Source organism: Pseudomonas cichorii (assembly GCF_018343775.1).
GTDB lineage: Bacteria > Pseudomonadota > Gammaproteobacteria > Pseudomonadales > Pseudomonadaceae > Aquipseudomonas > Aquipseudomonas cichorii.
On record NZ_CP074349.1, the window covers coordinates 5,146,530 to 5,167,526 of the forward strand.

Annotated in this window: 20 protein-coding genes; 11 read left to right on the forward strand and 9 right to left on the reverse strand. The window is 59.5% G+C overall.

Features of this window, described 5'->3' with window-relative positions:
• Positions 1-4 precede the first annotated feature (4 nt).
• A complete protein-coding gene (locus KGD89_RS21885; RefSeq protein ID WP_025261898.1) occupies positions 5-2,080 on the reverse strand; it encodes a carbon starvation CstA family protein in 2,076 nt (691 codons plus the stop codon).
• Between the two features lie 277 nt (positions 2,081-2,357).
• On the opposite strand from KGD89_RS21885, the gene KGD89_RS21890 reads away from it, so the two are divergent.
• Positions 2,358-2,726, forward strand: a complete 369-nt coding sequence (locus KGD89_RS21890; RefSeq protein WP_025261899.1) for a PilZ domain-containing protein — start codon at positions 2,358-2,360, stop codon at positions 2,724-2,726.
• A gap of 36 nt (positions 2,727-2,762) precedes the next feature.
• Here the strand turns inward: KGD89_RS21890 and radA are convergent, their stop codons facing one another.
• Positions 2,763-4,130 (reverse strand): DNA repair protein RadA, encoded by a 1,368-nt coding sequence (gene radA / locus KGD89_RS21895; protein ID WP_025261900.1) that lies wholly within the window; start codon positions 4,128-4,130, stop codon positions 2,763-2,765.
• 185 nt (positions 4,131-4,315) lie between these two features.
• Between radA and mscL the strand changes: the two genes are divergently transcribed.
• Positions 4,316-4,762 carry a large-conductance mechanosensitive channel protein MscL gene (mscL, locus tag KGD89_RS21900; RefSeq protein ID WP_025261901.1) on the forward strand — a complete coding sequence of 149 codons (447 nt, stop codon included), beginning with the start codon at positions 4,316-4,318 and terminating at the stop codon, positions 4,760-4,762.
• A gap of 79 nt (positions 4,763-4,841) precedes the next feature.
• On the opposite strand, the gene KGD89_RS21905 is transcribed toward mscL, so the two are convergent.
• Positions 4,842-5,618 (reverse strand): ferredoxin--NADP reductase, encoded by a 777-nt coding sequence (locus KGD89_RS21905; RefSeq protein WP_025261902.1) that lies wholly within the window; start codon positions 5,616-5,618, stop codon positions 4,842-4,844.
• A gap of 340 nt (positions 5,619-5,958) precedes the next feature.
• On the opposite strand from KGD89_RS21905, the gene KGD89_RS21910 reads away from it, so the two are divergent.
• Entirely contained in the window at positions 5,959-6,192 is a 234-nt protein-coding gene (locus KGD89_RS21910; RefSeq protein WP_025261903.1) for a helix-turn-helix domain-containing protein, read from the forward strand.
• Positions 6,193-6,322: 130 nt separating this feature from the next.
• Entirely contained in the window at positions 6,323-7,447 is a 1,125-nt protein-coding gene (locus KGD89_RS21915; protein ID WP_025261904.1) for a methyltransferase, read from the forward strand.
• Between the two features lie 79 nt (positions 7,448-7,526).
• Here the strand turns inward: KGD89_RS21915 and KGD89_RS21920 are convergent, their stop codons facing one another.
• The 3 genes from KGD89_RS21920 to KGD89_RS21930 are packed head-to-tail and all read right to left on the reverse strand — an operon-like array spanning position 7,527 to position 10,157.
• On the reverse strand, positions 7,527-7,694 hold the full coding sequence (locus KGD89_RS21920; protein ID WP_038400044.1) for a DUF2474 domain-containing protein: 168 nt from the start codon (positions 7,692-7,694) through the stop codon (positions 7,527-7,529).
• Between the two features lie 12 nt (positions 7,695-7,706).
• Complete coding sequence (cydB, locus tag KGD89_RS21925) at positions 7,707-8,714, reverse strand: cytochrome d ubiquinol oxidase subunit II (protein WP_025261905.1); 1,008 nt, start codon at positions 8,712-8,714, stop codon at positions 7,707-7,709.
• Positions 8,715-8,717: 3 nt separating this feature from the next.
• The gene (locus KGD89_RS21930) at positions 8,718-10,157 is read right to left on the reverse strand and encodes a cytochrome ubiquinol oxidase subunit I (RefSeq protein WP_025261906.1); all 1,440 of its coding nucleotides are present in this window, start codon (positions 10,155-10,157) and stop codon (positions 8,718-8,720) included.
• Positions 10,158-10,577: 420 nt separating this feature from the next.
• Between KGD89_RS21930 and KGD89_RS21935 the strand changes: the two genes are divergently transcribed.
• The 5 genes from KGD89_RS21935 (at position 10,578) to KGD89_RS21955 (ending at position 16,387) form a co-directional block, all read left to right on the forward strand.
• The gene (locus KGD89_RS21935; protein ID WP_025261907.1) at positions 10,578-11,873 is read left to right on the forward strand and encodes an NCS2 family permease; all 1,296 of its coding nucleotides are present in this window, start codon (positions 10,578-10,580) and stop codon (positions 11,871-11,873) included.
• Entirely contained in the window at positions 11,870-12,955 is a 1,086-nt protein-coding gene (trmA, locus tag KGD89_RS21940; RefSeq protein WP_025261908.1) for a tRNA (uridine(54)-C5)-methyltransferase TrmA, read from the forward strand. Before KGD89_RS21935 ends, trmA begins: the two co-directional genes overlap by 4 nt.
• Before the next feature lie 195 nt (positions 12,956-13,150).
• Entirely contained in the window at positions 13,151-14,428 is a 1,278-nt protein-coding gene (locus KGD89_RS21945) for an MFS transporter (protein ID WP_025261909.1), read from the forward strand.
• Between the two features lie 80 nt (positions 14,429-14,508).
• Positions 14,509-15,393 carry a KPN_02809 family neutral zinc metallopeptidase gene (gene ypfJ / locus KGD89_RS21950; RefSeq protein ID WP_025261910.1) on the forward strand — a complete coding sequence of 295 codons (885 nt, stop codon included), beginning with the start codon at positions 14,509-14,511 and terminating at the stop codon, positions 15,391-15,393.
• 4 nt (positions 15,394-15,397) lie between these two features.
• Positions 15,398-16,387, forward strand: coding sequence for a hypothetical protein (locus KGD89_RS21955; RefSeq protein WP_025261911.1), 990 nt, complete (start codon positions 15,398-15,400; stop codon positions 16,385-16,387).
• A gap of 56 nt (positions 16,388-16,443) precedes the next feature.
• On the opposite strand, the gene KGD89_RS21960 is transcribed toward KGD89_RS21955, so the two are convergent.
• The 3 genes from KGD89_RS21960 to KGD89_RS21970 form a co-directional block, all read right to left on the reverse strand.
• Positions 16,444-17,037, reverse strand: coding sequence for an HAD family hydrolase (locus tag KGD89_RS21960; protein WP_025261912.1), 594 nt, complete (start codon positions 17,035-17,037; stop codon positions 16,444-16,446).
• Positions 17,034-17,903, reverse strand: coding sequence for an acyl-CoA thioesterase II (gene tesB / locus KGD89_RS21965; protein WP_025261913.1), 870 nt, complete (start codon positions 17,901-17,903; stop codon positions 17,034-17,036). The genes KGD89_RS21960 and tesB overlap by 4 nt, the downstream gene beginning before the upstream one ends.
• A gap of 88 nt (positions 17,904-17,991) precedes the next feature.
• Positions 17,992-18,561 carry a GNAT family N-acetyltransferase gene (locus tag KGD89_RS21970; protein ID WP_025261914.1) on the reverse strand — a complete coding sequence of 190 codons (570 nt, stop codon included), beginning with the start codon at positions 18,559-18,561 and terminating at the stop codon, positions 17,992-17,994.
• 120 nt (positions 18,562-18,681) lie between these two features.
• Here KGD89_RS21970 and KGD89_RS21975 point away from each other — a divergent pair, with 120 nt between their 5' ends.
• Together KGD89_RS21975 and KGD89_RS21980 are read left to right on the forward strand one after the other, a co-directional pair.
• Complete coding sequence (locus KGD89_RS21975) at positions 18,682-19,602, forward strand: histone deacetylase family protein (RefSeq protein ID WP_025261915.1); 921 nt, start codon at positions 18,682-18,684, stop codon at positions 19,600-19,602.
• An 85-nt stretch (positions 19,603-19,687) separates the two neighbouring features.
• Positions 19,688-20,974, forward strand: a complete 1,287-nt coding sequence (locus KGD89_RS21980; RefSeq protein WP_025261916.1) for a TIGR03862 family flavoprotein — start codon at positions 19,688-19,690, stop codon at positions 20,972-20,974.
• The last annotated feature ends 23 nt before the right edge of the window (positions 20,975-20,997 follow it).

The following is a 20,997-nucleotide window of genomic DNA, read 5'->3' on the forward strand; positions in this document are numbered from 1 at the left end:
GTTATCACACCTGCGATCCCGGAGGCATGGCCTGGTAGGGCATTTCCTTGTCGCTGCGCTCTTTCTTGATCCACGCCGCACGGCCGACTTTCAGCGCGTAGAACAGGATGCTGGACACGACGAACAGGAACAGGATGGTCAGACCGGCGTTGGTGTAAGCGTTGAAGATCACGTGCTGCATCTGGTCCATGTTCTTGGCCGGAGCCAGGATCTGGCCAGCATCCGCTGCGGTGCTGTACTTCTTGGCCAGGGCCAGGAAACCAACGGCAGGGTTGGAGTCGAACAGCTTGATCAGGCTCGCGGTCACGGTGCAGATCAGCAGCCAGGACGCAGGCAGCAAGGTCACCCAGACGTAGCGCTGACGCTTCATCTTGATCAGCACCACACTGGCAAGCATCAGGGCGATACCGGCGAGCATCTGGTTGGAGATACCGAACAGCGGCCACAAGGTATTGATGCCACCCAGTGGGTCGATCACGCCTTGATACAGCAGGTATCCCCAAAGCGCGACGCAACCACCGGTACCGATGGCGTTTGCAACCCAGGACTCGGTGCGCTTAAGAGCAGGTACGAAGCTGCCCAGCAGGTCTTGAAGCATGAAGCGACCGGCACGGGTACCGGCGTCGACAGCGGTCAGGATGAACAGGGCTTCAAACAGAATCGCGAAGTGGTACCAGAACGCCATGGTGTTTTCACCCGGCAGGACCTGGTGCAGGATCTGCGCGATACCGACTGCCAGGGTTGGAGCACCACCGGCACGGGCCAGGATGGTGTGCTCGCCGATGTCATTGGCCACGGCAGTCAGTTGCTCGGGCGTAATGGTAAAGCCCCAGTTGCTGACGGTTTGCGCCACAGTCACCACATCACTGCCCACAATCGCAGGCGGGCTGTTCATGGCGAAGTACACACCCGGCTCGATCACCGAAGCGGCGACCATGGCCATGATGGCGACGAAGGACTCCATGAGCATGCCACCGTAACCGATGTAGCGGGCGTTCTTTTCGTTATCCAGCAGTTTGGGCGTGGTACCCGAGGAAATCAGTGCATGGAAGCCCGACACCGCACCACACGCAATGGTGATGAACAGGAACGGGAACAGCGCGCCTTTCCAGACCGGACCCGTACCGTCGGTGAACTGGGTCAGGGCCGGCATTTTCAGTTCGGGAGCCAGAATCAGAATGCCGATGGCCAGCGCAACGATGGTGCCGATTTTCAGGAAGGTAGAGAGATAGTCACGCGGTGCGAGCAGCAGCCATACCGGCAGCATTGCCGCAACGAAGCCATAGCCCACCAGCATCCAGGTGATCTGCACACCAGTGAAGGTAAACATCGGGCCCCAGACCGGATCCGCAGCCACCGCGCCGCCTACCCAGATGGAAAGCAGCAGCAGAACCACACCGATGATGGAGATTTCACCGATGCGACCCGGGCGGATGTAGCGCATGTAAACGCCCATGAACATCGCGATCGGGATGGTCGCCATGACGGTGAACATACCCCACGGGCTTTCAGCCAGGGCCTTGACCACGATCAGCGCCAGCACCGCAAGGATGATGATCATGATCAGGAAGCAGCCGAACAAGGCAATGGTGCCGGGGATACGGCCCATTTCTTCGCGGACGATGTCGCCCAGGGAGCGACCGTTACGGCGCGTGGACAGGAACAGGATCATGAAATCCTGTACCGCGCCCGCCAGAACCACACCGGCGATCAGCCAGAGCGTACCGGGCAGATAACCCATCTGCGCGGCCAGTACCGGGCCGACCAGCGGGCCTGCACCTGCGATGGCTGCGAAGTGGTGACCGAACAGAATGTGCTTGTTGGTCGGCACATAGTCCAGACCATCGTTGTTGACCACCGCCGGGGTTGCCCGCAGCGGGTCGAGCTGCATGACATGGTTGGCGATGAAAAGACTGTAGTAACGATAAGCAACCAGATAAATAGCTACAGCAGCGACCACGATCCACAAGGCATTGATTGCCTCGCCACGACGCAGTGCTACCACCCCCAGGGCACAAGCCCCAATAATTGCGAGAAGCAGCCAAGGCACGTGGCGCATTAGGCTATTGTTATTTTTCATTTTCTTATTCCAGCAGAGTTGACTAGAAGGCAAGCACTCCGAGTTTAGCCCTGTCGGAGCGAAAGGCCACCCCCAACGATGGTCTAGAGCGCTTTAATAGCCTGTCAAAACGTAAATAACGCCTCCCCTTCCTGCAAACGAATCTACAGAAGCAATAAAAGTTATCCACAGAACTGTTCGGCAACTCCGTTCAGGTCTATCGTGCCTAAACAAGGGTGCCATTATCCATGGCATGTCCGCTGACCCAGCGTCAGTCGATACCACGAGAGCTCACCTGATGACCGACTCCCCCTCAGATCGCCGTCGTTTCAAGCGCATCGCTTTCGATGCCAGGACCGACCTCAGCCAGGGCAACCACAACTGGAAAGTGCAGTTGCTCGATCTCTCTCTGAAAGGACTGCTCATCGAACGGCCGGAACCCTGGACGGGTAATCCGGACGAGCACTTTCTGGTGGACATTCATCTCAGCGACGATGCCTACGTGAAGATGGATGTGAAGCTGACACATGACGACAACCAGCATCTCGGGTTTGTCTGCCTGCACATCGGGCTGGAATCGATCAGTCATTTGAAGCGGCTGGTGGAGCTGAACCTGGGAGATCCGGCTGAGCTGGACAGGGAACTGGCGGCGCTGATCGAGATTTGAGCCTTCGCGCATGCATTCGCGAAGAGGCACGCAACTCTATTCAAACAACGCATCCAGCGCCTGCTCCAGCCGAGTAACCGCAATGATCTGCAAACCGGCCGGCGCTTCCTTGGGGGCATTGCCCTTGGGCACGATGGCTCGCTTGAAGCCATGCTTGGCAGCCTCTTTCAGACGTTCCTGACCGCTGGGCACCGGCCTGACCTCGCCGGAAAGCCCCACTTCCCCGAACACCAGCAGATCATGAGGCAATGGCCGGTTGCGCAGGCTCGACATGACCGCCGCCATCAACGCCAGGTCAGACGCGGTTTCCAGCACTTTCACACCACCCACCACATTGAGGAACACGTCCTGATCGTGGGTCGGGATTCCGCCATGGCGATGCAAGACCGCCAGCAGCATCGCCAGACGATTCTGATCCAGCCCCAGCGTTACCCGACGCGGATTGGACATGTGGCTGTCATCCACCAGCGCCTGAACTTCCACCAGCATCGGGCGCGTGCCTTCCCAGGTCGCCATGACCACGCTGCCGGGCACTTCTTCCTGAGCACGGGTCAGAAAAATCGCTGACGGGTTGGAAACCTCCTTGAGCCCCTTGTCCGTCATGCCGAACACGCCCAGTTCGTTGACGGCGCCGAAACGGTTTTTCACCGCCCGCAGCAGACGCAGCCGTCCATCCGACTCGCCCTCGAAATAGAGAACGGTATCGACCATATGCTCCAGGACCCGAGGCCCGGCCAGCGCACCTTCCTTGGTCACATGGCCAACCAGGAAAATCGCCGTGCCGCTCTGCTTGGCGTAACGCACCAGCAAGGCGGCGCTTTCCCGCACTTGCGCCACGCCGCCGGGAGCGGATTGCAGTTGTTCGGTGAAGATCGTCTGGATGGAGTCGATCACCATGACCTTGGGGTGCTCGACACGCGCCGTGGCGATGATGGTCTCGATGCAGGTTTCGGTCATCACCCGCAATTTATCCTGAGGCAGGCCAAGGCGACGGGCGCGCATGGCCACCTGTTGCTGGGATTCTTCGCCCGTCACATACAGGGCTGGCATGCGCTCGGCGATATTGCACAGGGTTTGCAGCAGAATCGTGGATTTACCGATCCCCGGATCACCACCGATCAAGACGACAGAGCCATCCACAAGGCCGCCGCCCAGGACCCGATCCAGTTCGTTGGAGTTGGTTGAGAAGCGCGGAATCTCTTCGACACTGACTTCGGCCAGGGTCTTGATCTGGGCCTGCGAGCCCGTCCAGCCGGTGCGTCCGCTGGGAGGGGCGGCTGCGCCGCTTTCCAGCATGGTTTCAACCAGCGTGTTCCAGGCGCCGCAATCACTGCACTGGCCAGCCCATTTGGGAAAAGTCGCACCGCACTCCGTGCAGCCGTACAAGCGTTTGGCCTTGGCCATGACAACCCCAGTCGTAAAAATCAGCATGATAACGCAGCAAATGCCGCGCCGCCGGAACTCGGTTTTTGCCGATCCGGATAAAACTTACCGCACCCACCCTGGTCGATTGCACATGTACACAGCAGGATACACATTGCTCCATTACACTGAATCCGGTCATCTCCCTCTGTAACAAGGAATCACCCATGAGCGTACTAAGCGAATTCAAGGCCTTCGCCGTCAAAGGTAACGTGGTCGATATGGCCGTGGGTATCATCATTGGTGCAGCATTCGGCAAGATCGTTTCATCATTCGTCGGTGACGTGATCATGCCCCCGCTGGGCCTGTTGATCGGCGGTGTGGACTTCAGTGACCTGGCCATTACCCTGCGAGCGGCCGAAGGCACAACGCCTGCCGTGCTGCTGGCCTACGGCAAGTTCATCCAGACCGTACTCGACTTCGTCATCGTGGCGTTCGCCATCTTCATGGGCGTCAAGGCCATCAACCGCCTCAAGCGCGAAGAAGCCAAGGCCCCGACCCTGCCACCGACACCGTCCAAGGAAGAAGTCCTGCTGGGCGAGATTCGTGATTTGCTCAAAGAGCAGAACAAGCCAGCGGCACCGATTACGGTGGACCCTGGTCGTCCGGTTTGAAGCAAGACTGTGGCAGGCAGCTTGCTGGCGACAGCTTCAGAAGTCGCCAGCAAGTCCTCCCACAGATTCGCGAAAACGCCTACCAGTAATTCTCAACCACAACCTGCCCTGGCCGACGGGTCAGGTTGAGTTGCATGTTGCGCTGTTTGAGCACGGCCCGCGTATCGTCGATCATTTGCGGATTGCCGCAGATCATCACCCGCGAATGCTCGGGCGTCAGCTCGACACCTGCGGCACGTTCCAGCGCGCCATTTTCGATCAGGCTTGTGATACGCCCATGCAAGGCGCCGGGATGCTGTTCGCGGGTTACGGTGGGCAGGAACAGGAACTTGTCGGCGTACTCGGCCAGATAATCGCGCTGCATCAACTCGGCAATCAACTGCTGATAAGCCAGCTCCTTGGCCTCACGGGCGCTGTAGACCAGGATGATCCGCTCGAATTTATCCCATATCTCAAAGTCCTGAAGGATCGAGAGAAAAGGCGCGACGCCCGTGCCTGTGGATAACAGCCACAAGTCTCGCCCGTCGACAAAACGGTCCGGCGTCAGATAACCGGTCGCCAGCTTCTCCACCAGCAAGGTGTCGCCTTCGCGCAGACGGCTCAGTTCACTGGTGAACTCCCCGCCCGGCACCACGATGGAGAAGAACTCCAGAAACTCGTCATGGGGCGCAGAAACCATCGAGTAGGGGCGCCATACCGTACTGCCATCGGCTCTGGTCACGCCAAGGCGAGCGAACTGCCCGGCACGAAAACGAAAACCGGGGTCGCGCGTGGTGCGCAGAGTAAACAGATTGTCGGTCAATGGCGTCACACGCTGCAGTGTCTGGCGGGTGAACTTGTCTTCGCTGGCGGTCATGGGAGGCTTCTGGCTCCAGAGCTGGAAAAGGTTTCCAGTGTCCTCCAAAGCGCGCTCGATAAACACCGGCTGTTTGTAGTGATTTGAGCGACATCAAGCAGCGGCAATTTAGAGTATTTGGTTCTTGAGGCCATCTTTCGTTAGTTGAAAGCCTGTATGCCCTGAAAAGCCACAACCCAGCACGCGCCAGTGTTTCAGCCCAAAAACATCTTTTTGAATACACAAAAGCCATCACGCCACTCGTCTAGATAGGCTCACACACAAACTGAACACGGTGGTTCTTTTCTAGACTACTTAGACAATACAGAAACAACTCGCCATCAAAGGCATGGAGGCGATCATGGGATCCATGGAATTCAACTCACCATCCCCATCTCACGCAAAAAACCTTACCCATCGAGAAATCGAGATCCTCAAATGGTCCGCGGAAGGCAAGACAGCGGGCGACATCGCAATCATTCTGAGCCTGAAAGAGCGCACCATTCATTTTCATATCGCCAGCGCGATACAGAAAATGGGGGTTTGCAACAAAACGGCTGCGGCCGTACAGGCAGCCTTGAGCGGAATGTTCTGAGGGCAACAGCAACCGGCTACCAACATGGAGGGTGCCAAACAGCAAAAAGCACGTAAACTTGCCGATCTCAGCGAGCCCATCAGATGCCGGGCTCGCATGACATACGTCGATTCCCAGAGTTTTCCTGCCCATGCCCGTGCTGACCAGTCCTTTCGCTCAACTTGATCTCATTCGCCAACCCGAACAACAAGATGAGCCGTTGCAGGCATTTGATGCGGCGGATGAATACCTGCTGAACCATGTGGCAGAAACCGGCCTGACCCTGCAGAGCAAGGTACTGGTACTCAACGACAGCTTTGGCGCATTGGCCGCAAGCCTCGCACAGCATGCAACGGTGGTCAGCAGCACCGACTCGTATCTGGCGGCACAAGGCCTGGAAAAGAACCTTGCCCGCAACGGCATGCCCTATGACGCCGTCCCCGTGATCCCGGCCAGCGAGCCGTTGAACGGCCCTTTCGACTGGGTACTGATCCGGGTTCCCAAGACCATGGCGCTGCTGGAAGAACAGCTCATTCGCCTGCAAGGCCAGTTGGCGCCGGGCGCCCAAGTGATCGCGGCAGCTATGGTCAAGCACCTGCCACGCTCGGCCGGTGACCTGCTGGAAGAATATGTAGGGCCGGTACAGGCATCGCTGGCCGTGAAAAAGGCACGCCTGCTGTTCTGCACACCAGAATCAAGGCCGGTCCTGAGCTCGCCCTACCCGACCCGTTACAAACTCGATCAACCCGCCATCGAACTGGTCAACCACGCCAACGTATTCTGTCGCGACGGCCTGGATATTGGCACCCGGGCCTTCCTGCCTTATCTACCCGGGAACCTCGGCTCGGCCAGGGTCGCCGATCTGGGCTGCGGCAATGGTGTGCTGGCCATTGCCAGTGCTCTGGACAACCCGGAGGCTCATTACACGCTGGTGGATGAGTCTTTCATGGCCGTGCAATCGGCCACCGAGAACTGGCAGGCAACGCTGGGAGCGCGCGAGGTAGTGATTCGTGCCGGCGATGGCCTGGCCGGCCAGGAGCCGGATTCTCTGGATGTGGTGCTCTGCAACCCGCCCTTCCACCAGCAGCAGGTGGTCGGTGATTTCCTGGCCTGGCGCATGTTCCTTCAGGCGCGGGCTTCACTGGTGGTCGGTGGCGCGCTGTATATCGTCGGCAATCGCCATCTGGGCTATCACAGCAAACTGGCACGACTGTTTCGCGGCGTGGAACAGGTCGCCGCAACGCCCAAGTTCGTGATTCTCAAAGCCCGTAAATAAACCTCAAAAAAAACCCTCCGCAAGGAGGGTCATGAAGCCGTGTCCACAAAACACGGGATGGGAATCAAACGCTGGGTGATCAGTGGGTGGTCAAGCCCGCTGCATTCATGAACATGCGCATCAGGCTGGCCACGATGAACAGCGCAAAGACGCTGCCTGCCCAGATGCCGACCAGCCAGGCCAGCCGCTGCCAGAGCGGCTTGCTCAGCGCCGGGTCCTTGTCGTGCATGGAGTTCTTGCCAGACATCGCCAATCTCCTCTAGTGATAACCGTCTTCAGCAGTCACCTTCCCGCGAAACACGTAATAGCTCCAGAAGGTGTACCCCAGAATGAACGGGATGATGAACAGCGTGCCCACCAGCATGAAGCCCTGACTCTGAGGCGGAGCAGCAGCCTGCCAGATGGAAACCGACGGCGGAATGATATTGGGCCACAAGCTGATCCCAAGGCCGCTGTAGCCCAGAAAGATCAGCAGCAGCGTCAGCAGGAACGGCGTGTAATGGGCATTGCGGGCCACTGCCTTGAACAGACCGTACAGGGTGACCAGCACCAGAATCGGCACGGGCATGAACCAGAACAGGTTTGGCAGGCTGAACCAGCGCTGAGCGATGTCCGGGTGAGCCAGCGGCGTCCAGAGACTGACAATACCGATGACCGCCAGCGTCGCCAGCGCCAGGGGACGTGCCAGATCGTGCATCGCCGTCTGCAACGGCCCTTCGGTCTTCATGATCAGCCAGGTGCAGCCCAGCAACGCATAAGCGACGATCAGGGCCAGGCCACAGAACATCGGGAACGGCGCCAGCCAGTCCAGCGAACCACCGGCGAACTCGCGGTTGACCACCGGAATGCCTTCGATGAAAGCCCCCAGCGCCACGCCCTGGAAGAAGGTCGCAACCAGTGAGCCGCCAATGAACGCCTTGTCCCACAGGTGACGCTTCTCTTCCGTGGCCTTGAAGCGGAACTCGAAAGCCACGCCGCGAAAGATCAGCCCCATCAGCATGAAGATCAGCGGCAGATAGAGTGCCGACAGCACCACCGCATAGGCCATGGGGAAAGCACCGAACAACGCTGCACCGCCCAGAACCAGCCAGGTTTCATTGCCGTCCCAGACTGGAGCGACGGTGTTCATCATCACGTCGCGGTCGGAGCTGTCTTTCATGAACGGGAAGAGAATCCCGATGCCCAGGTCAAAACCGTCCATCACCACATACATCATGATGCCGAAGATGATGATGACCGCCCAGATCAGTGGAAGATCGATGCCCATGACTCAGTTCCCCTTGCTCAGGCTGTCGAGGTTGTCGCCGTCTTCGGAGCCTTCTTCGGCAGCGGAGAGCGGACGGGCTGGTGTGCGTTTCTGGCCGGGACCGCCGGTCGGTGTATGTTCGACGTGTTTCTTCGGTCCTTTGCGCACCAGACGCAACATGTAACTGAGGCCGGCGCCAAACAGCAGGAAGTAGACGACCACGAACAGCACCAGGGTGATGCTCATTTGTGTGACGCTGTGGCCGGACGAAGCATCCGCCGTGCGCATCAGGCCGTAGACGACCCAGGGCTGACGACCGATTTCCGTGGTGAACCAGCCCGCCAGGATCGCGATCAGACCCGAGGGCCCCATCCACAACGCCAGATAGAGGAAAGCACGGTTGCTATAAAGCGCATCACGCTTGCGCAGCCAGAGGCTCCACAACCCGGTAAAGATCATCAGGAAACCCAGGCCGACCATGATCCGGAACGACCAGAACACAATGGTCGAATTAGGCCGGTCTTCAGGCTTGAACTCCTTGAGCGCCGGGACTTGCTTGTCCAGGCTGTGGGTCAGGATCAGACTGCCCAGATAGGGGATTTCCACAGCATATTTAGTCCGTTCTTCCTTCATGTCGGGCCAGCCGAACAGGATCAGAGGCGTCGGCTCGTCACCGATGTTTTCCCAGTGACCTTCAATGGCGGCGATTTTTGCCGGCTGATGCTTGAGCGTGTTCAAACCATGGAAGTCACCGACAACGGCCTGCAGTGGCGCGACCAGCAACGCCATCCACATGGCCATCGACAGCATCGTGCGGATCTGCGGTGTATCGCGGCCACGCAACAAGTGCCAGGCCGCCGAAGAACCGACGAAGAAAGCGGTCGCCACAAAGGCGGCAATCGACATGTGCGCCAGGCGATACGGGAAGGACGGGTTGAAGACCACTGCGAACCAGTCGGTGGGGATCACGCGACCGTCGATGATTTCAAAACCTTGCGGCGTCTGCATCCAGCTATTGGACGACAGGATCCAGAAGGTGGAGATCAGGGTGCCGATGGCGACCATGACCGTCGAGAAGAAGTGCAGCTTGCGGCCAACACGGTTCCAGCCGAACAGCATTACACCCAGGAAGCCTGCTTCAAGGAAGAATGCCGTCAGGACCTCATAGGTCAGCAACGGCCCGGTAACCGCGCCGGCAAAGTCGGAAAAGCGGCTCCAGTTGGTGCCGAACTGATAGGCCATGACCAGCCCGGAAACCACGCCCATGCCGAAGTTGACGGCAAATATCTTCGACCAGAAATGGTAGAGGTCGCGGTATACGTCGTTGCTGGTTTTCAGCCACAAGCCTTCGAGCACAGCCAGGTAACTCGCCAGACCGATGGTGATGGCAGGAAACAGGATATGGAACGAAATCGTGAATGCGAACTGGATGCGGGCAAGATCTAGTGCCTCCAAACCGAACATGATTCTTCCTCTCTATCAGGTGATACCAGCCTTTGGCAGAAAGCCATCAGCGATTGCCCCACGGTCAGGGAGTCGGTGCATCGGAAGTCTTCTGATGAGTATCTCGATGCTGGTTTCATGCTTTCGGTTCACACCGAATGCGTGAGTGCAATGATGCAGATCAACCGACCATGAAAGAGTAGTCCCATTCAGCCCTTGAGGTTGTGTGGTCTATTGCCGCGTGGCGAGTTGCCTCATGCTGCAGAACGGTCTTTGTGTTCAGCCGATAAGGAGCACTTCACAAAGCAGCCACAGCCTCAACCTGCTGGTATGATGCGCGGCTTTTTCCGACTCGCAGAAACGGCGGGCTGCTGCGTCAGCCTGTGCTTTGCTTCTGGAGTCAAACATTTACGACGCAGGCCGCGTTACGGAGAGCCAGACATGCTGGAAAGGCTGTTTCAACTCAAGGCACACAACACCAACGTGAGGACCGAGATACTGGCGGGCGTCACGACCTTCCTGGCCATGGCATACATCCTGTTCGTCAACCCGAGCATCCTGGGCGAAACCGGCATGGACAAGGGCGCGCTATTCGTCGCGACCTGCCTGGCCGCCGCCATCGGCTCGGCCGTAATGGGCCTGATCGCCAACTACCCGATAGCCCTCGCACCGGGCATGGGCCTGAACGCCTTCTTCACCTACACCGTGGTCCTGCACATGGGCCATACCTGGCAGGTGGCGCTGGGTGCGGTCTTCATTTCGGCGGTGATGTTTTTCCTGCTGTCACTGTTCAAGATCCGCGAGTGGATCATCAACAGCATTCCCCTGCCCCTGCGCTCGGCCATTGCAGCAGGCATCGGCCTGTTCCTGGCGCTGATCGCCCTGCATAACGCCGGCATCGTGGTCAGTAACCCGGCGACCATGATCGGCATGGGCGACCTGAAACAACCGGCGCCGATACTGGCGACCCTGGGCTTCTTCCTGATCGTGGCGCTGGACCAGCTCAAGGTCCGCGGCGCAGTCCTGATCGGCATTCTGGTTACCACCCTTGCCTCCATCCTGCTGGGCTTCACGCCGTTCGGCGGCGTGGTGTCGATGCCACCTTCCCTGGCTCCGACCTTCCTGCAACTGGACATCATGGGCGCGCTGGACGTTGGACTGGTCAGCATCATCTTCGCCTTCCTGTTCGTGGATATCTTCGATAACTCCGGCACCCTCATCGGCGTCGCCAAGCGTGCGGGCCTGATGGGCAAGGACGGCCACATGCCGAAAATGGGCCGTGCGCTGATCGCCGACAGTACTGCGGCCATGGCTGGCTCGCTGCTGGGCACCTCGACCACCACCAGCTACATCGAATCCGCAGCCGGCGTCAGTGCCGGTGGCCGCACCGGCCTGACCGCCATCGTGGTCAGCGTGCTGTTCCTGATGGCACTGTTCTTCGCACCCTTGGCCAGCAGCGTGCCCGCTTTCGCCACGGCACCGGCATTGCTGTTCGTTGCCGTGCTGATGGCTTCCGGCATGGCTGAAATCGACTGGGAAGACCTCACAGTCGCGGCACCGGTGGTGATTACCGCCCTGGCCATGCCTTTCACTTACTCCATCGCCAACGGCATCGCCTTTGGTTTCATTTCCTGGACAGCAATCAAGCTGCTTTCGGGACGCGGGCGCGAGCTGAATTCGGCGCTGGTGATCCTGTCGATTCTGTTCGTGATCAAGCTGGGCTGGTTCAACGCATGAGTGTTCCTTTCGATCCCGCGAGCTACGATCGTCAGCTCGAAGAAAAAGCCGTCCGGTTGCGTGAGCTGCTGGCCCCTTTCGACGCACCCGAACCGCAGGTATTCGACTCGCCACGCGAGCATTACCGCCTGCGTGCGGAATTTCGCCTGTGGCGCGAAGACCAGAAGCGTTACTACGCCATGTTCGCGCCGGGCGACAACAAGACGCCGATCCTGCTCGAAGGCCTGCCGATTGCCAGCGAGCGTATCAATGCGCTGATGCCTGTGCTACGAGAGCGCTGGGAAGCCAGCCCGACGCTGAACCACAAGCTGTTCCAGGTGGACTTCCTGACCACCCTCGCGGGCGATGCCATGATCACCATGTGCTATCACCGCCCGCTGGACGAAGAATGGCAAGCCGAAGCGCAGTCATTGGCGAGCGAGCTGAATGTCAGCCTGATCGGCCGCTCCAAAGGCCAGCGCCTGGTGATCGGCCTGGATTACGTGACAGAAAAGCTGGAAGTCGCCGGTCGCACGTTCAGCTATCGCCAGCCTGAAGGCGCGTTCACCCAGCCAAACGGCACCGTGAACCAGAAAATGCTCAACTGGGCCTATGACGCGCTGGGCGAGCGTACTGACGATTTGCTGGAGCTGTATTGCGGCAACGGCAACTTCACCCTGCCGCTGGCCACCCGCGTGCGCAAAGTGCTGGCGACAGAAATCAGCAAGACATCGGTGAATGCTGCGCTGAGCAACCTGGATGACAACGCAGTGGATAACGTCACGCTGGTGCGTCTGTCTGCCGAAGAGCTGACCCAGGCGCTGAGCGATGTACGTCCTTTCCGCCGCCTGCAAGGCGTGGACTTGAAGAGCTATGAGTTCGCCAGTGTGTTCGTCGACCCGCCACGGGCCGGCATGGACCCGGACACCTGCGAGCTGACCCGCCGCTTCGATCGCATCCTGTACATTTCCTGCAACCCGGAAACCCTGGCCGCCAACATCGCCCAACTGCACGATACCCACCGGATCGAGCGCTGCGCACTGTTTGACCAGTTTCCCTATACACACCACATGGAATCAGGGGTTCTGCTGGTCAGGCGTTGATAGCCTTCGCGAATGAATTCGCTCCTAAGCAGACCCTGCAACCTTTCGCGAATGAATTCCTACACCTAATCCGTAGGAGGCGAATTCATTCGCGAACAACACCACACAAAACAATTTAGTTACTTCATGTGTAGCGCTCCATGGGCTAAGGTATAACGCCACCCGCGTATTCCCCCGCTTCGATGGATAACTGTCTTGAGTTCTGAATCCCCCGCCTCATCAGTCAAACTGTCCCGCGCACCAGGTTTCGTCAATTTCATCTTCGCACGGCTGCTGGCGGTCTTCGCCATGCAGATCCAGGCCATAGTCGTGGCCTGGCAGGTGTATGACATGACCCGCGAGCCGATGGCGCTGGCCTATGTGGGTCTTGCCCAGTTCATCCCCATGTTGCTGCTGCTCATGCCGGCCGGGGATCTGATCGATCGCTACAACCGCAAGCTGATCCTGAGCATCAGTTGGGCAGTGCAAGCACTGTGCGGGCTGATCCTGTTGCTGTTTTCCGCTCTCAAGCTGCAAGACCTGCGTCTGATCTACGGGGCTCTCGTGCTCTATGGCTGCGCCCGTGCATTCACAGGGCCTGCGCTGCAAAGCCTGCTGCCGCAGATTGTGCCCCGGGAACAACTCGCATCGGCCATCGCCACCAACAGCGTCATCATGCGCTGCTCCACCGTGGCCGGGCCGTTGATCGGGGGCGGTCTGTATGCGCTGGGTGGCGCAGAGCTGACGTATTCGACCTGTGTGCTTTCATTCCTGGTGGGCATTCTGTGTCTGAGCCAGGTCGCAACGCCTTTTGCAGGCAAGCCTGTGGACCTGGGTGACGGGGCCTGGCAGCGCTTTACCGCTGGCATCGCCTTCATTCGCTCCCGGCCAATCATTCTGGGCACCATTTCTCTGGACCTGTTCGCCGTATTGCTCGGTGGCGTGGTGGCCCTGTTGCCGATCTATGCCCATGAGGTCCTGCATCTTGGGCCACAAGGGTTGGGAGCACTGCGCGCCGCCATGAGCCTGGGCGAACTGGCGACCGGGGTTTACCTGAGCATGCGGCCTCTGGATCGCAATGTCGGCATGACCATGTTTCTGGCCGTCGGTGTGTTCGGCGTGGCGAATCTGGTGTTTGCCCTGTCCACCCTCTTCTGGCTGTCCTGCTTTGCCTTGTTGATCGCAGGCGCAGCGGACATGGTCAGCGTCTATATTCGCTCGGCCCTTGTGCAGTTCTCGACACCGGATGCCATGCGTGGCCGGGTCAATGCGGTCAACATGCTGTTTATCGGTTCATCCAACGAACTCGGCGAGTTCCGTGCCGGCACCAGCGCATCCCTGACCGGCCCGGTTCCTGCGGCAATCATGGGCGGTCTGTGCACCCTGGGCGTCGTGGGCGCCTGGATGATCGGGTTCAAGAGCCTGCGCCGGGTCAATCACTTTGCCGATGCAGCGCCCCCCGTAGAGAACGAGCACCGGGCAAAACCGGTCTGATGCTGGCCAGATAGACCGCCGGACTGGCGCAATGACGTATCACCGGCAACACTCCCTAGAGTTCAGCGGAGGGCTTCAGAATGTTGTGGAAAAAAGGCCGACGCAGCGACAACGTAGTCGATGCTCGCGATGGCAGTAGCGGCGGTGGCGGCATGCGCATCGGTGGCAAGGGACTGAGCCTGGGCGGCATAGTGATTATCGTCGCCTTCGGCCTGCTGACCGGCCAGGATCCGATGCAGATTCTCGGGCAGCTCACCGGTGAAATGACCCAGCAAACCTCTCAAGTCCCCCCCCAGACACGCCAGGCTCCGCCCGCCAACGATCAGCAGGCCGAGTTCGTGCGCAGCGTGCTGGGCGATACCGAAGATACCTGGCGGGCCGTGTTTGCCCAGAGTGGCCGACAGTACAAGGACCCGGTTCTGGTGCTGTTTCGCGGTCAAGTGAACTCCGCGTGCGGTTTCGCGACTTCGGCCACAGGCCCCTTCTATTGCCCGGCCGACCAGCAGATTTATCTGGACCTGGATTTCTTCCGGGAAATGTCCCAACGCTTTTCGGCTGCCGGGGATTTCGCCCAGGCTTACGTCATCGCCCATGAAGTGGGCCATCACGTGCAGACCCTGCTGGGTATTTCAGCCAAGGTCCAGACGGCTCGCCAACAAGGCCAGCGCATGGAAGGCAATAACGGTCTGCTGGTCCGCCAGGAATTGCAGGCCGACTGTCTTGCGGGTGTTTGGGCCTACAACGCACAAAAGCGTTTGAACTGGCTTGAGCCGGGTGATATTGAAGAGGCACTGAATGCGGCAAACGCCATTGGCGATGATCGCTTGCAGCAGCAAGGCCGTGGCCGGGTCGTACCGGACTCCTTCACCCATGGAACGTCAGCCCAGCGCGTGCGCTGGTTCAAGACCGGCTTTGCACAAGGTCAAATCAACCAATGCGATACGTTCGCCGCCAAGAGTCTCTGAGCACATGATTAAACCGCTTATGGTCCTGTTGTTAAGCACTGCCTTCGCGAGCCTCGGCGCTCATGCCGAGGATCAAGCGGTAAAATCGATCAGCCCGGATCGCCTTATCATCAATGGCAGCCAGGCAACGCTGGGCCTGAGCCAGGAATGGGTGCATCCAAAACCACGAATCGAGCGCGTCGTGATCGTGCTGCACGGGCGCCTGCGCAATGCGCAAACCTATCTACGCAGCATCGAGCGGGCGGCCAACCAGTCCAAGGAGCGCAGCAAGACCCTGCTGATTGCCCCACAGTTTCTGGACGAAAAAGATATCGTTGCCCACCACTTGTCCGACTCGATCCTGCGCTGGCGCCAGAACAGCTGGATGGAAGGCGCCACGGCTGTGGACCCCAAGCCGATCAGCTCGTTTATCGTCATTGACCATATCCTCAAGCGCCTGAGCGACAGCAAGCTGTTCCCCAACCTCAAGGAAATTGTCATCGCTGGCCATTCCGGCGGCGCCCAGGTAGTACAGCGTTACGCAATGATTGGCGGCAAGGAAGATGCGTTGCTCAACCGTGAAGGCGTGAAACTGCGCTACGTGATCGCCAACCCGTCCTCCTATGCCTACTTCGACGCAGAGCGCCCTGAAACCGTATCGTCGCAAAGCTGCCCCAACTTCGACGACTGGAAGTACGGCCTGAAGAAAATGCCGTTCTACTCAGGCAAGGAAAAGCCTGCGGATATCGAAAAAGCCTATGTGAAGCGCGATATCACTTACCTGCTGGGCGAACTGGACACCGACATCAACCACCCTGCACTGGACAAGACCTGCGCCGCCGAGGCACAGGGCCCGAACAGGCTGACTCGCGGGCAGAACTACTTCAAGTACCTGCAAAAACGTCACCCGGAAGGGCTGAGCCAGCATCTGGTCATCGTGCCGAAAGTCGGGCACAGCGGTGACGGGATCTTTACGTCGCCTGAAGGGCAGGCAGTCTTGTTCAAGCCGTTTTGATTGCGCACAGTTCGCGAATGAATTCGCTCCCGCAGGAGCGAATTCATTCGCGAAAATCACAGATCCAGCATCCCCCGCAATGCCACACAATCGGCGACATGCCAGTCGGTCAGCTCTGGCCAGGGATTCTCGGGCAGGTTGACCAGCACGGTTTTTGCCCCCGCTGCACGGCCACAATCCAGGTCATGGCGGTAGTCGCCAATCATGACCATCTGCCCGGGCGACACATCCCACGCACCCGCCAGCTTCAGCAGGCCAGCCGGATCCGGCTTGGGTGTCGCTTCGTCACGGCCCAACACATCCTCGATCGCAAAACAGTCCGCAACACCAATCGCCTCAAGGGTGATATGAGCCAGCTCGCGGGCATTGCGGGTCAGGATACCCAGGCGATAACCGCGCCCGGCCAGCTCGCGCACCAGTTCGACAGCACCTTCGGCCGGTCGCGAGGCCAGCGCCAGTTCGCGCTCGTGCTCCAGCAACCAGGCATGCTTGGCCGCAGAGACATCAGCAGGCAAAGCCGCCAGGTGTCCGAGAATATCGTCCTCCAGCGCAATACCCAGTGCCCGCTTGATGGCCGGGAAATCATGCACGGCGATGGTCAGGGTGCCGTCCATGTCGAATACCCAGTTCGGGATATCCCTGAGGCTCATGACCAGTCCTTGCGATGGCGGATCAGGCCTTCCTGACTGACCGAGGCGACCAGTTGCCCGGCGCGGTTGAAAATGCTGCCGCGTGAGAAACCGCGAGAGTTGCCGGCCCATGGACTGTCCATGGCGTACAAAAGCCAGTCATCAGCGCGCAGATCGCTGTGGAACCATAGCGAATGGTCCAGACTGGCGACCTGCATGTCGCGTTGCCAGACGGTCTTGCCGTGGGGCAGCAAAGAGGTGGTCAGCAGGTTGAAGTCCGAGGCGTAGGCCAGCAAGTATTTATGCAGCGCCGGAACGTCCTTCAAGGTGCCATCGGCACGGAACCAGACATACTTCACCGGTTCCCCCGGCTTCGGGTTGTAAGGGTCTTCAGCGGTGACCGGGCGAAACTGAATGGGCTTGGGGCACAGAAACTTGTCGCGCATCGCTTCGGGGATCAGGTGCGCCCGCTGGGTCAGCAGTTCCAGCTCCGAAGGCAGGTTTTCCGGGCCTGCGATCTGTGGCATGGTGGTCTGATGCTCGAAACCCTCTTCGTCATACTGGAACGATGCGCTGCAGGTGAAGATCGGCTTGCCCTTCTGGATCGCCGTTACCCGGCGCGTGCTGAAGCTACCGCCATCACGCACACGGTCGACCTGATAGACCACAGGCAAGGCGGCATCGCCAGGGCGTAGAAAGTAGCCGTGCAGGGAATGAACATGGCGATCTTCTTCTACAGTCTGGCTGGCGGCCGACAGCGACTGCCCCAATACCTGTCCGCCAAACAGCTGGCGAAAGCCAAGGTCCTGGCTGCGACCGCGAAAAAGATTTTCCTCGATCGGTTCCAGCGTCAGCAGCTCGACCAGATCATCCAACACTTGGCTCATTCATCACTCCTCGCACAAAACATACCCGCGCGCGCAAGGCCTGCGCGGCAGGGTTGAAATGATACAGAATTTAATGCGGCTGGCTGAATCAGGGTTTGAGCGTGTTGAGCCACTGTTCACGGTTTATTCGATACAAGACATGGGGTTTGAGCGGATGCCCATCCTCGATGCCGGGATGATCGAAGTCATCGGCCACATCGTGCTGCATGCCAATGGCTTGCATCACCTTCTGCGATGGCTCGTTGCTGACCGCCGTGAACGACACGATTTCTTCCAGCCCCAGACGCTCGAAGCCACAGCCCAGAACAGTCCAGGCCGCCTCGCTGGCAAAACCCAGGCCCCAATGCTCACGCGCCAGGCGCCAGCCGATTTCCACCGCAGGCGTGAAATGCTCATCGAAACCCACGACCCCAAGACCGGTAAAGCCGATAAAAGCCCCATTGTCCTTACGCTCAAGAGCCCACAAGCCAAAGCCCAGCTCAGCGAAATGCCCCCGTACACGCCCGATCATGGCAGCACTTTCCAGGCGGCTCATGGGCTCGGGAAAGTAGCGCATGACCTGAGGATCCGCACACATGGCGGCAAACGTGGGCAGGTCATCGTCCCGCCATTGCCGCATCAACAGCCGAGCGCTGTCGAGTTTGAGTATCGGCTCCATCGATTCCTCCCGGGTACCACGCAAATGATTGCGCCAGTGTAGCCTGTCGACGCCCAAGGTTGCTGTGCGACGGCCTGCATTACTGGCACTATCCGGCTTCGACCCCAGACCGGACGAAAAATGTCCCTGCCGCTTATCTATCATGATGATTACAGCCCGCACTTCCCGGCTGGCCATCGTTTCCCCATGGACAAGTTCCGCCTGCTGCGCGATCACCTGGTCGACAGCGGCCTGGTTCGGGACACCCAGCTTCTGCGCCCGGAACTGTGCCCGGCCGATATTCTGGCATTGGCCCATGACCCTTCTTATATTCAGCGCTACCTGAGCGGCGACCTGTCACGCGAGGACCAACGCCGACTGGGCCTGCCCTGGAGCGAAGACCTGGCGCGACGCACCATTCGAGCAGTGGGCGGTTCATTGCTGACCGCCGAACAGGCGCTCAAGCATGGTCTGGCCTGCCATCTGGCTGGCGGCACTCATCATGCGCACTACGACTACCCGGCCGGGTTCTGCATCTTCAACGATCTGGCCGTCATCAGCCATTACCTGCTGGCCAGCGGCCGCGTGGGCAAGGTGCTGATCTTCGACTGCGACGTGCATCAGGGCGACGGCACGGCACGCATCCTCGCCGACACCGACGACGCCATTACCGTGTCGCTGCACTGCGAAAAGAACTTCCCGGCCCGCAAGGCCCAAAGCGACTGGGACATACCGCTGCCCATGGGTATGGGCGATGTGGACTACCTGAAAGTCGTCGACGACCTGCTCAACTACCTCCTGCCGATCTACCAGCCGGATCTGGTGCTCTATGACGCGGGAGTGGATGTGCACAAGGACGACGCCCTCGGTTACCTGCAACTGACCGATGAAGGCCTGGCATCACGGGACGAAACCGTCATACGCCATTGCCTGGGCCGTGATATCCCCGTGATGGGCGTTATCGGCGGCGGCTACAGCAAAGACCGCGAAGCCCTGGCCAGGCGACACGGCATACTGCATCACAGCGCGCAGCGGGTCTGGGTGGAGATGGGGTTGGGTTAGATCCGCAGCAATATGGATGCCTCAAGGCCAGGACTTGAATCTCGGGTAGAATGCCCAGCCTCTTATCACTGACTCCCCGCTCACCATGACCAACTCAAAATCCCCAACGCCTTCATCCGTTGCCATCATTGGAGGCGGGCCTGCGGGGTTGATGGCGGCTGAGGTGTTGAGCCAGGCCGGGATCAAGGTCGATCTGTATGACGCCATGCCATCGGTGGGACGCAAGTTTCTGCTGGCGGGTGTGGGCGGGATGAATATCACGCATTCGGAGCCGTACCCGGCGTTTCTGTCGCGCTATGCCGAGCGTGCGCCGATGATCGCGCCCTTGTTGCGCCGTTTTGATGCCGATGCACTGTGCAAGTGGATTCATGGGTTGGGGATTCAAACGTTCGTGGGCAGTTCGGGCCGTGTGTTCCCGACCGACATGAAAGCCGCCCCGCTGCTGCGGGCCTGGCTCAAGCGCTTGCGCGAAGCGGGCGTGGTGATTCATAACCGCCATCGCTGGTTGGGCTGGAATGCCGACGGCAGCCTGCGTATTGCCTCTGTGGACGGCGAACTGGCACTCAAACCCGATGCAACCTTGCTCGCTCTGGGCGGCGCCAGTTGGGCGCGCCTGGGTTCCGATGGCGCCTGGCTGCCCTGGCTGCAAGAGCGCGGCATTGAGGTTGCGCCGCTGCAGGCCGCCAACTGCGGCTTTGAGGTTGCAGTCTGGAGCGAGTTGCTGCGCAGCAAGTTCGCGGGCGCGCCGCTGAAGAATATCGCCATCGGCCTGCCAGACGACACGCCCAGGCTTGGCGAATGCGTGCTGACTGAAACAGGTGTGGAAGGCAGCCTGATTTATGCACTTTCGGCGAGGATTCGCGAGCAGATCAACCTTGCAGGCTCGGCGACGGTGCAGATCGATCTGTTGCCCGGCAAGACGCTCAGCGATGTGCAAAAAGCCCTGAGCAAACCTCGCGGCTCGCGCTCGATGTCCAAACACCTGCAAAGCCAGTTGGGACTGGAAGGTGCCAAGGCCGCACTACTGCGTGAGCTGGCGACCAAGGAAGCCTTTGCCGATCCCGCCTTGCTGAGCCAGGCCATCAAGGCACTGCCTCTGACCCTGATCAAACCGCGTCCGCTCGATGAGGCGATCAGCACCGCTGGCGGTGTGACCTTCGAGGGGCTGGACGAGGCGTTGATGCTCAAGCAACTGCCGGGCGTGTTCTGCGCTGGCGAGATGCTTGACTGGGAAGCCCCGACCGGCGGCTACCTGCTGACCGCCTGCTTTGCCAGCGGTCGGGCTGCGGGGCTTGGAATCATTGAGTGGTGCAGCAGCTCCCACAACCTTCGCGGGAGGGAGCTTGCTCGCGACGAGGCCAGTGAAAGCTGAAGAAGTGCACCGTCTTCATGCTG

Coding starts and splice junctions, on each gene's coding strand:
- mscL (WP_025261901.1), top strand. CDS start 4,316: ATGAGCGTACTAAGCGAATTCAAGGCCTTCGCCGTCAAAGGTAACGTG.
- KGD89_RS21970 (WP_025261914.1), bottom strand. CDS start 18,561: ATGGAGCCGATACTCAAACTCGACAGCGCTCGGCTGTTGATGCGGCAA.
- KGD89_RS21920 (WP_038400044.1), bottom strand. CDS start 7,694: ATGTCTGGCAAGAACTCCATGCACGACAAGGACCCGGCGCTGAGCAAG.
- KGD89_RS21930 (WP_025261906.1), bottom strand. CDS start 10,157: ATGTTCGGTTTGGAGGCACTAGATCTTGCCCGCATCCAGTTCGCATTC.
- KGD89_RS21935 (WP_025261907.1), top strand. CDS start 10,578: ATGCTGGAAAGGCTGTTTCAACTCAAGGCACACAACACCAACGTGAGG.
- ypfJ (WP_025261910.1), top strand. CDS start 14,509: ATGTTGTGGAAAAAAGGCCGACGCAGCGACAACGTAGTCGATGCTCGC.
- KGD89_RS21980 (WP_025261916.1), top strand. CDS start 19,688: ATGACCAACTCAAAATCCCCAACGCCTTCATCCGTTGCCATCATTGGA.
- KGD89_RS21955 (WP_025261911.1), top strand. CDS start 15,398: ATGATTAAACCGCTTATGGTCCTGTTGTTAAGCACTGCCTTCGCGAGC.
- tesB (WP_025261913.1), bottom strand. CDS start 17,903: ATGAGCCAAGTGTTGGATGATCTGGTCGAGCTGCTGACGCTGGAACCG.
- KGD89_RS21975 (WP_025261915.1), top strand. CDS start 18,682: ATGTCCCTGCCGCTTATCTATCATGATGATTACAGCCCGCACTTCCCG.
- cydB (WP_025261905.1), bottom strand. CDS start 8,714: ATGGGCATCGATCTTCCACTGATCTGGGCGGTCATCATCATCTTCGGC.
- KGD89_RS21915 (WP_025261904.1), top strand. CDS start 6,323: ATGCCCGTGCTGACCAGTCCTTTCGCTCAACTTGATCTCATTCGCCAA.
- KGD89_RS21910 (WP_025261903.1), top strand. CDS start 5,959: ATGGGATCCATGGAATTCAACTCACCATCCCCATCTCACGCAAAAAAC.
- KGD89_RS21905 (WP_025261902.1), bottom strand. CDS start 5,618: ATGACCGCCAGCGAAGACAAGTTCACCCGCCAGACACTGCAGCGTGTG.
- KGD89_RS21960 (WP_025261912.1), bottom strand. CDS start 17,037: ATGAGCCTCAGGGATATCCCGAACTGGGTATTCGACATGGACGGCACC.
- trmA (WP_025261908.1), top strand. CDS start 11,870: ATGAGTGTTCCTTTCGATCCCGCGAGCTACGATCGTCAGCTCGAAGAA.
- KGD89_RS21885 (WP_025261898.1), bottom strand. CDS start 2,080: ATGAAAAATAACAATAGCCTAATGCGCCACGTGCCTTGGCTGCTTCTC.
- KGD89_RS21890 (WP_025261899.1), top strand. CDS start 2,358: ATGACCGACTCCCCCTCAGATCGCCGTCGTTTCAAGCGCATCGCTTTC.
- radA (WP_025261900.1), bottom strand. CDS start 4,130: ATGGCCAAGGCCAAACGCTTGTACGGCTGCACGGAGTGCGGTGCGACT.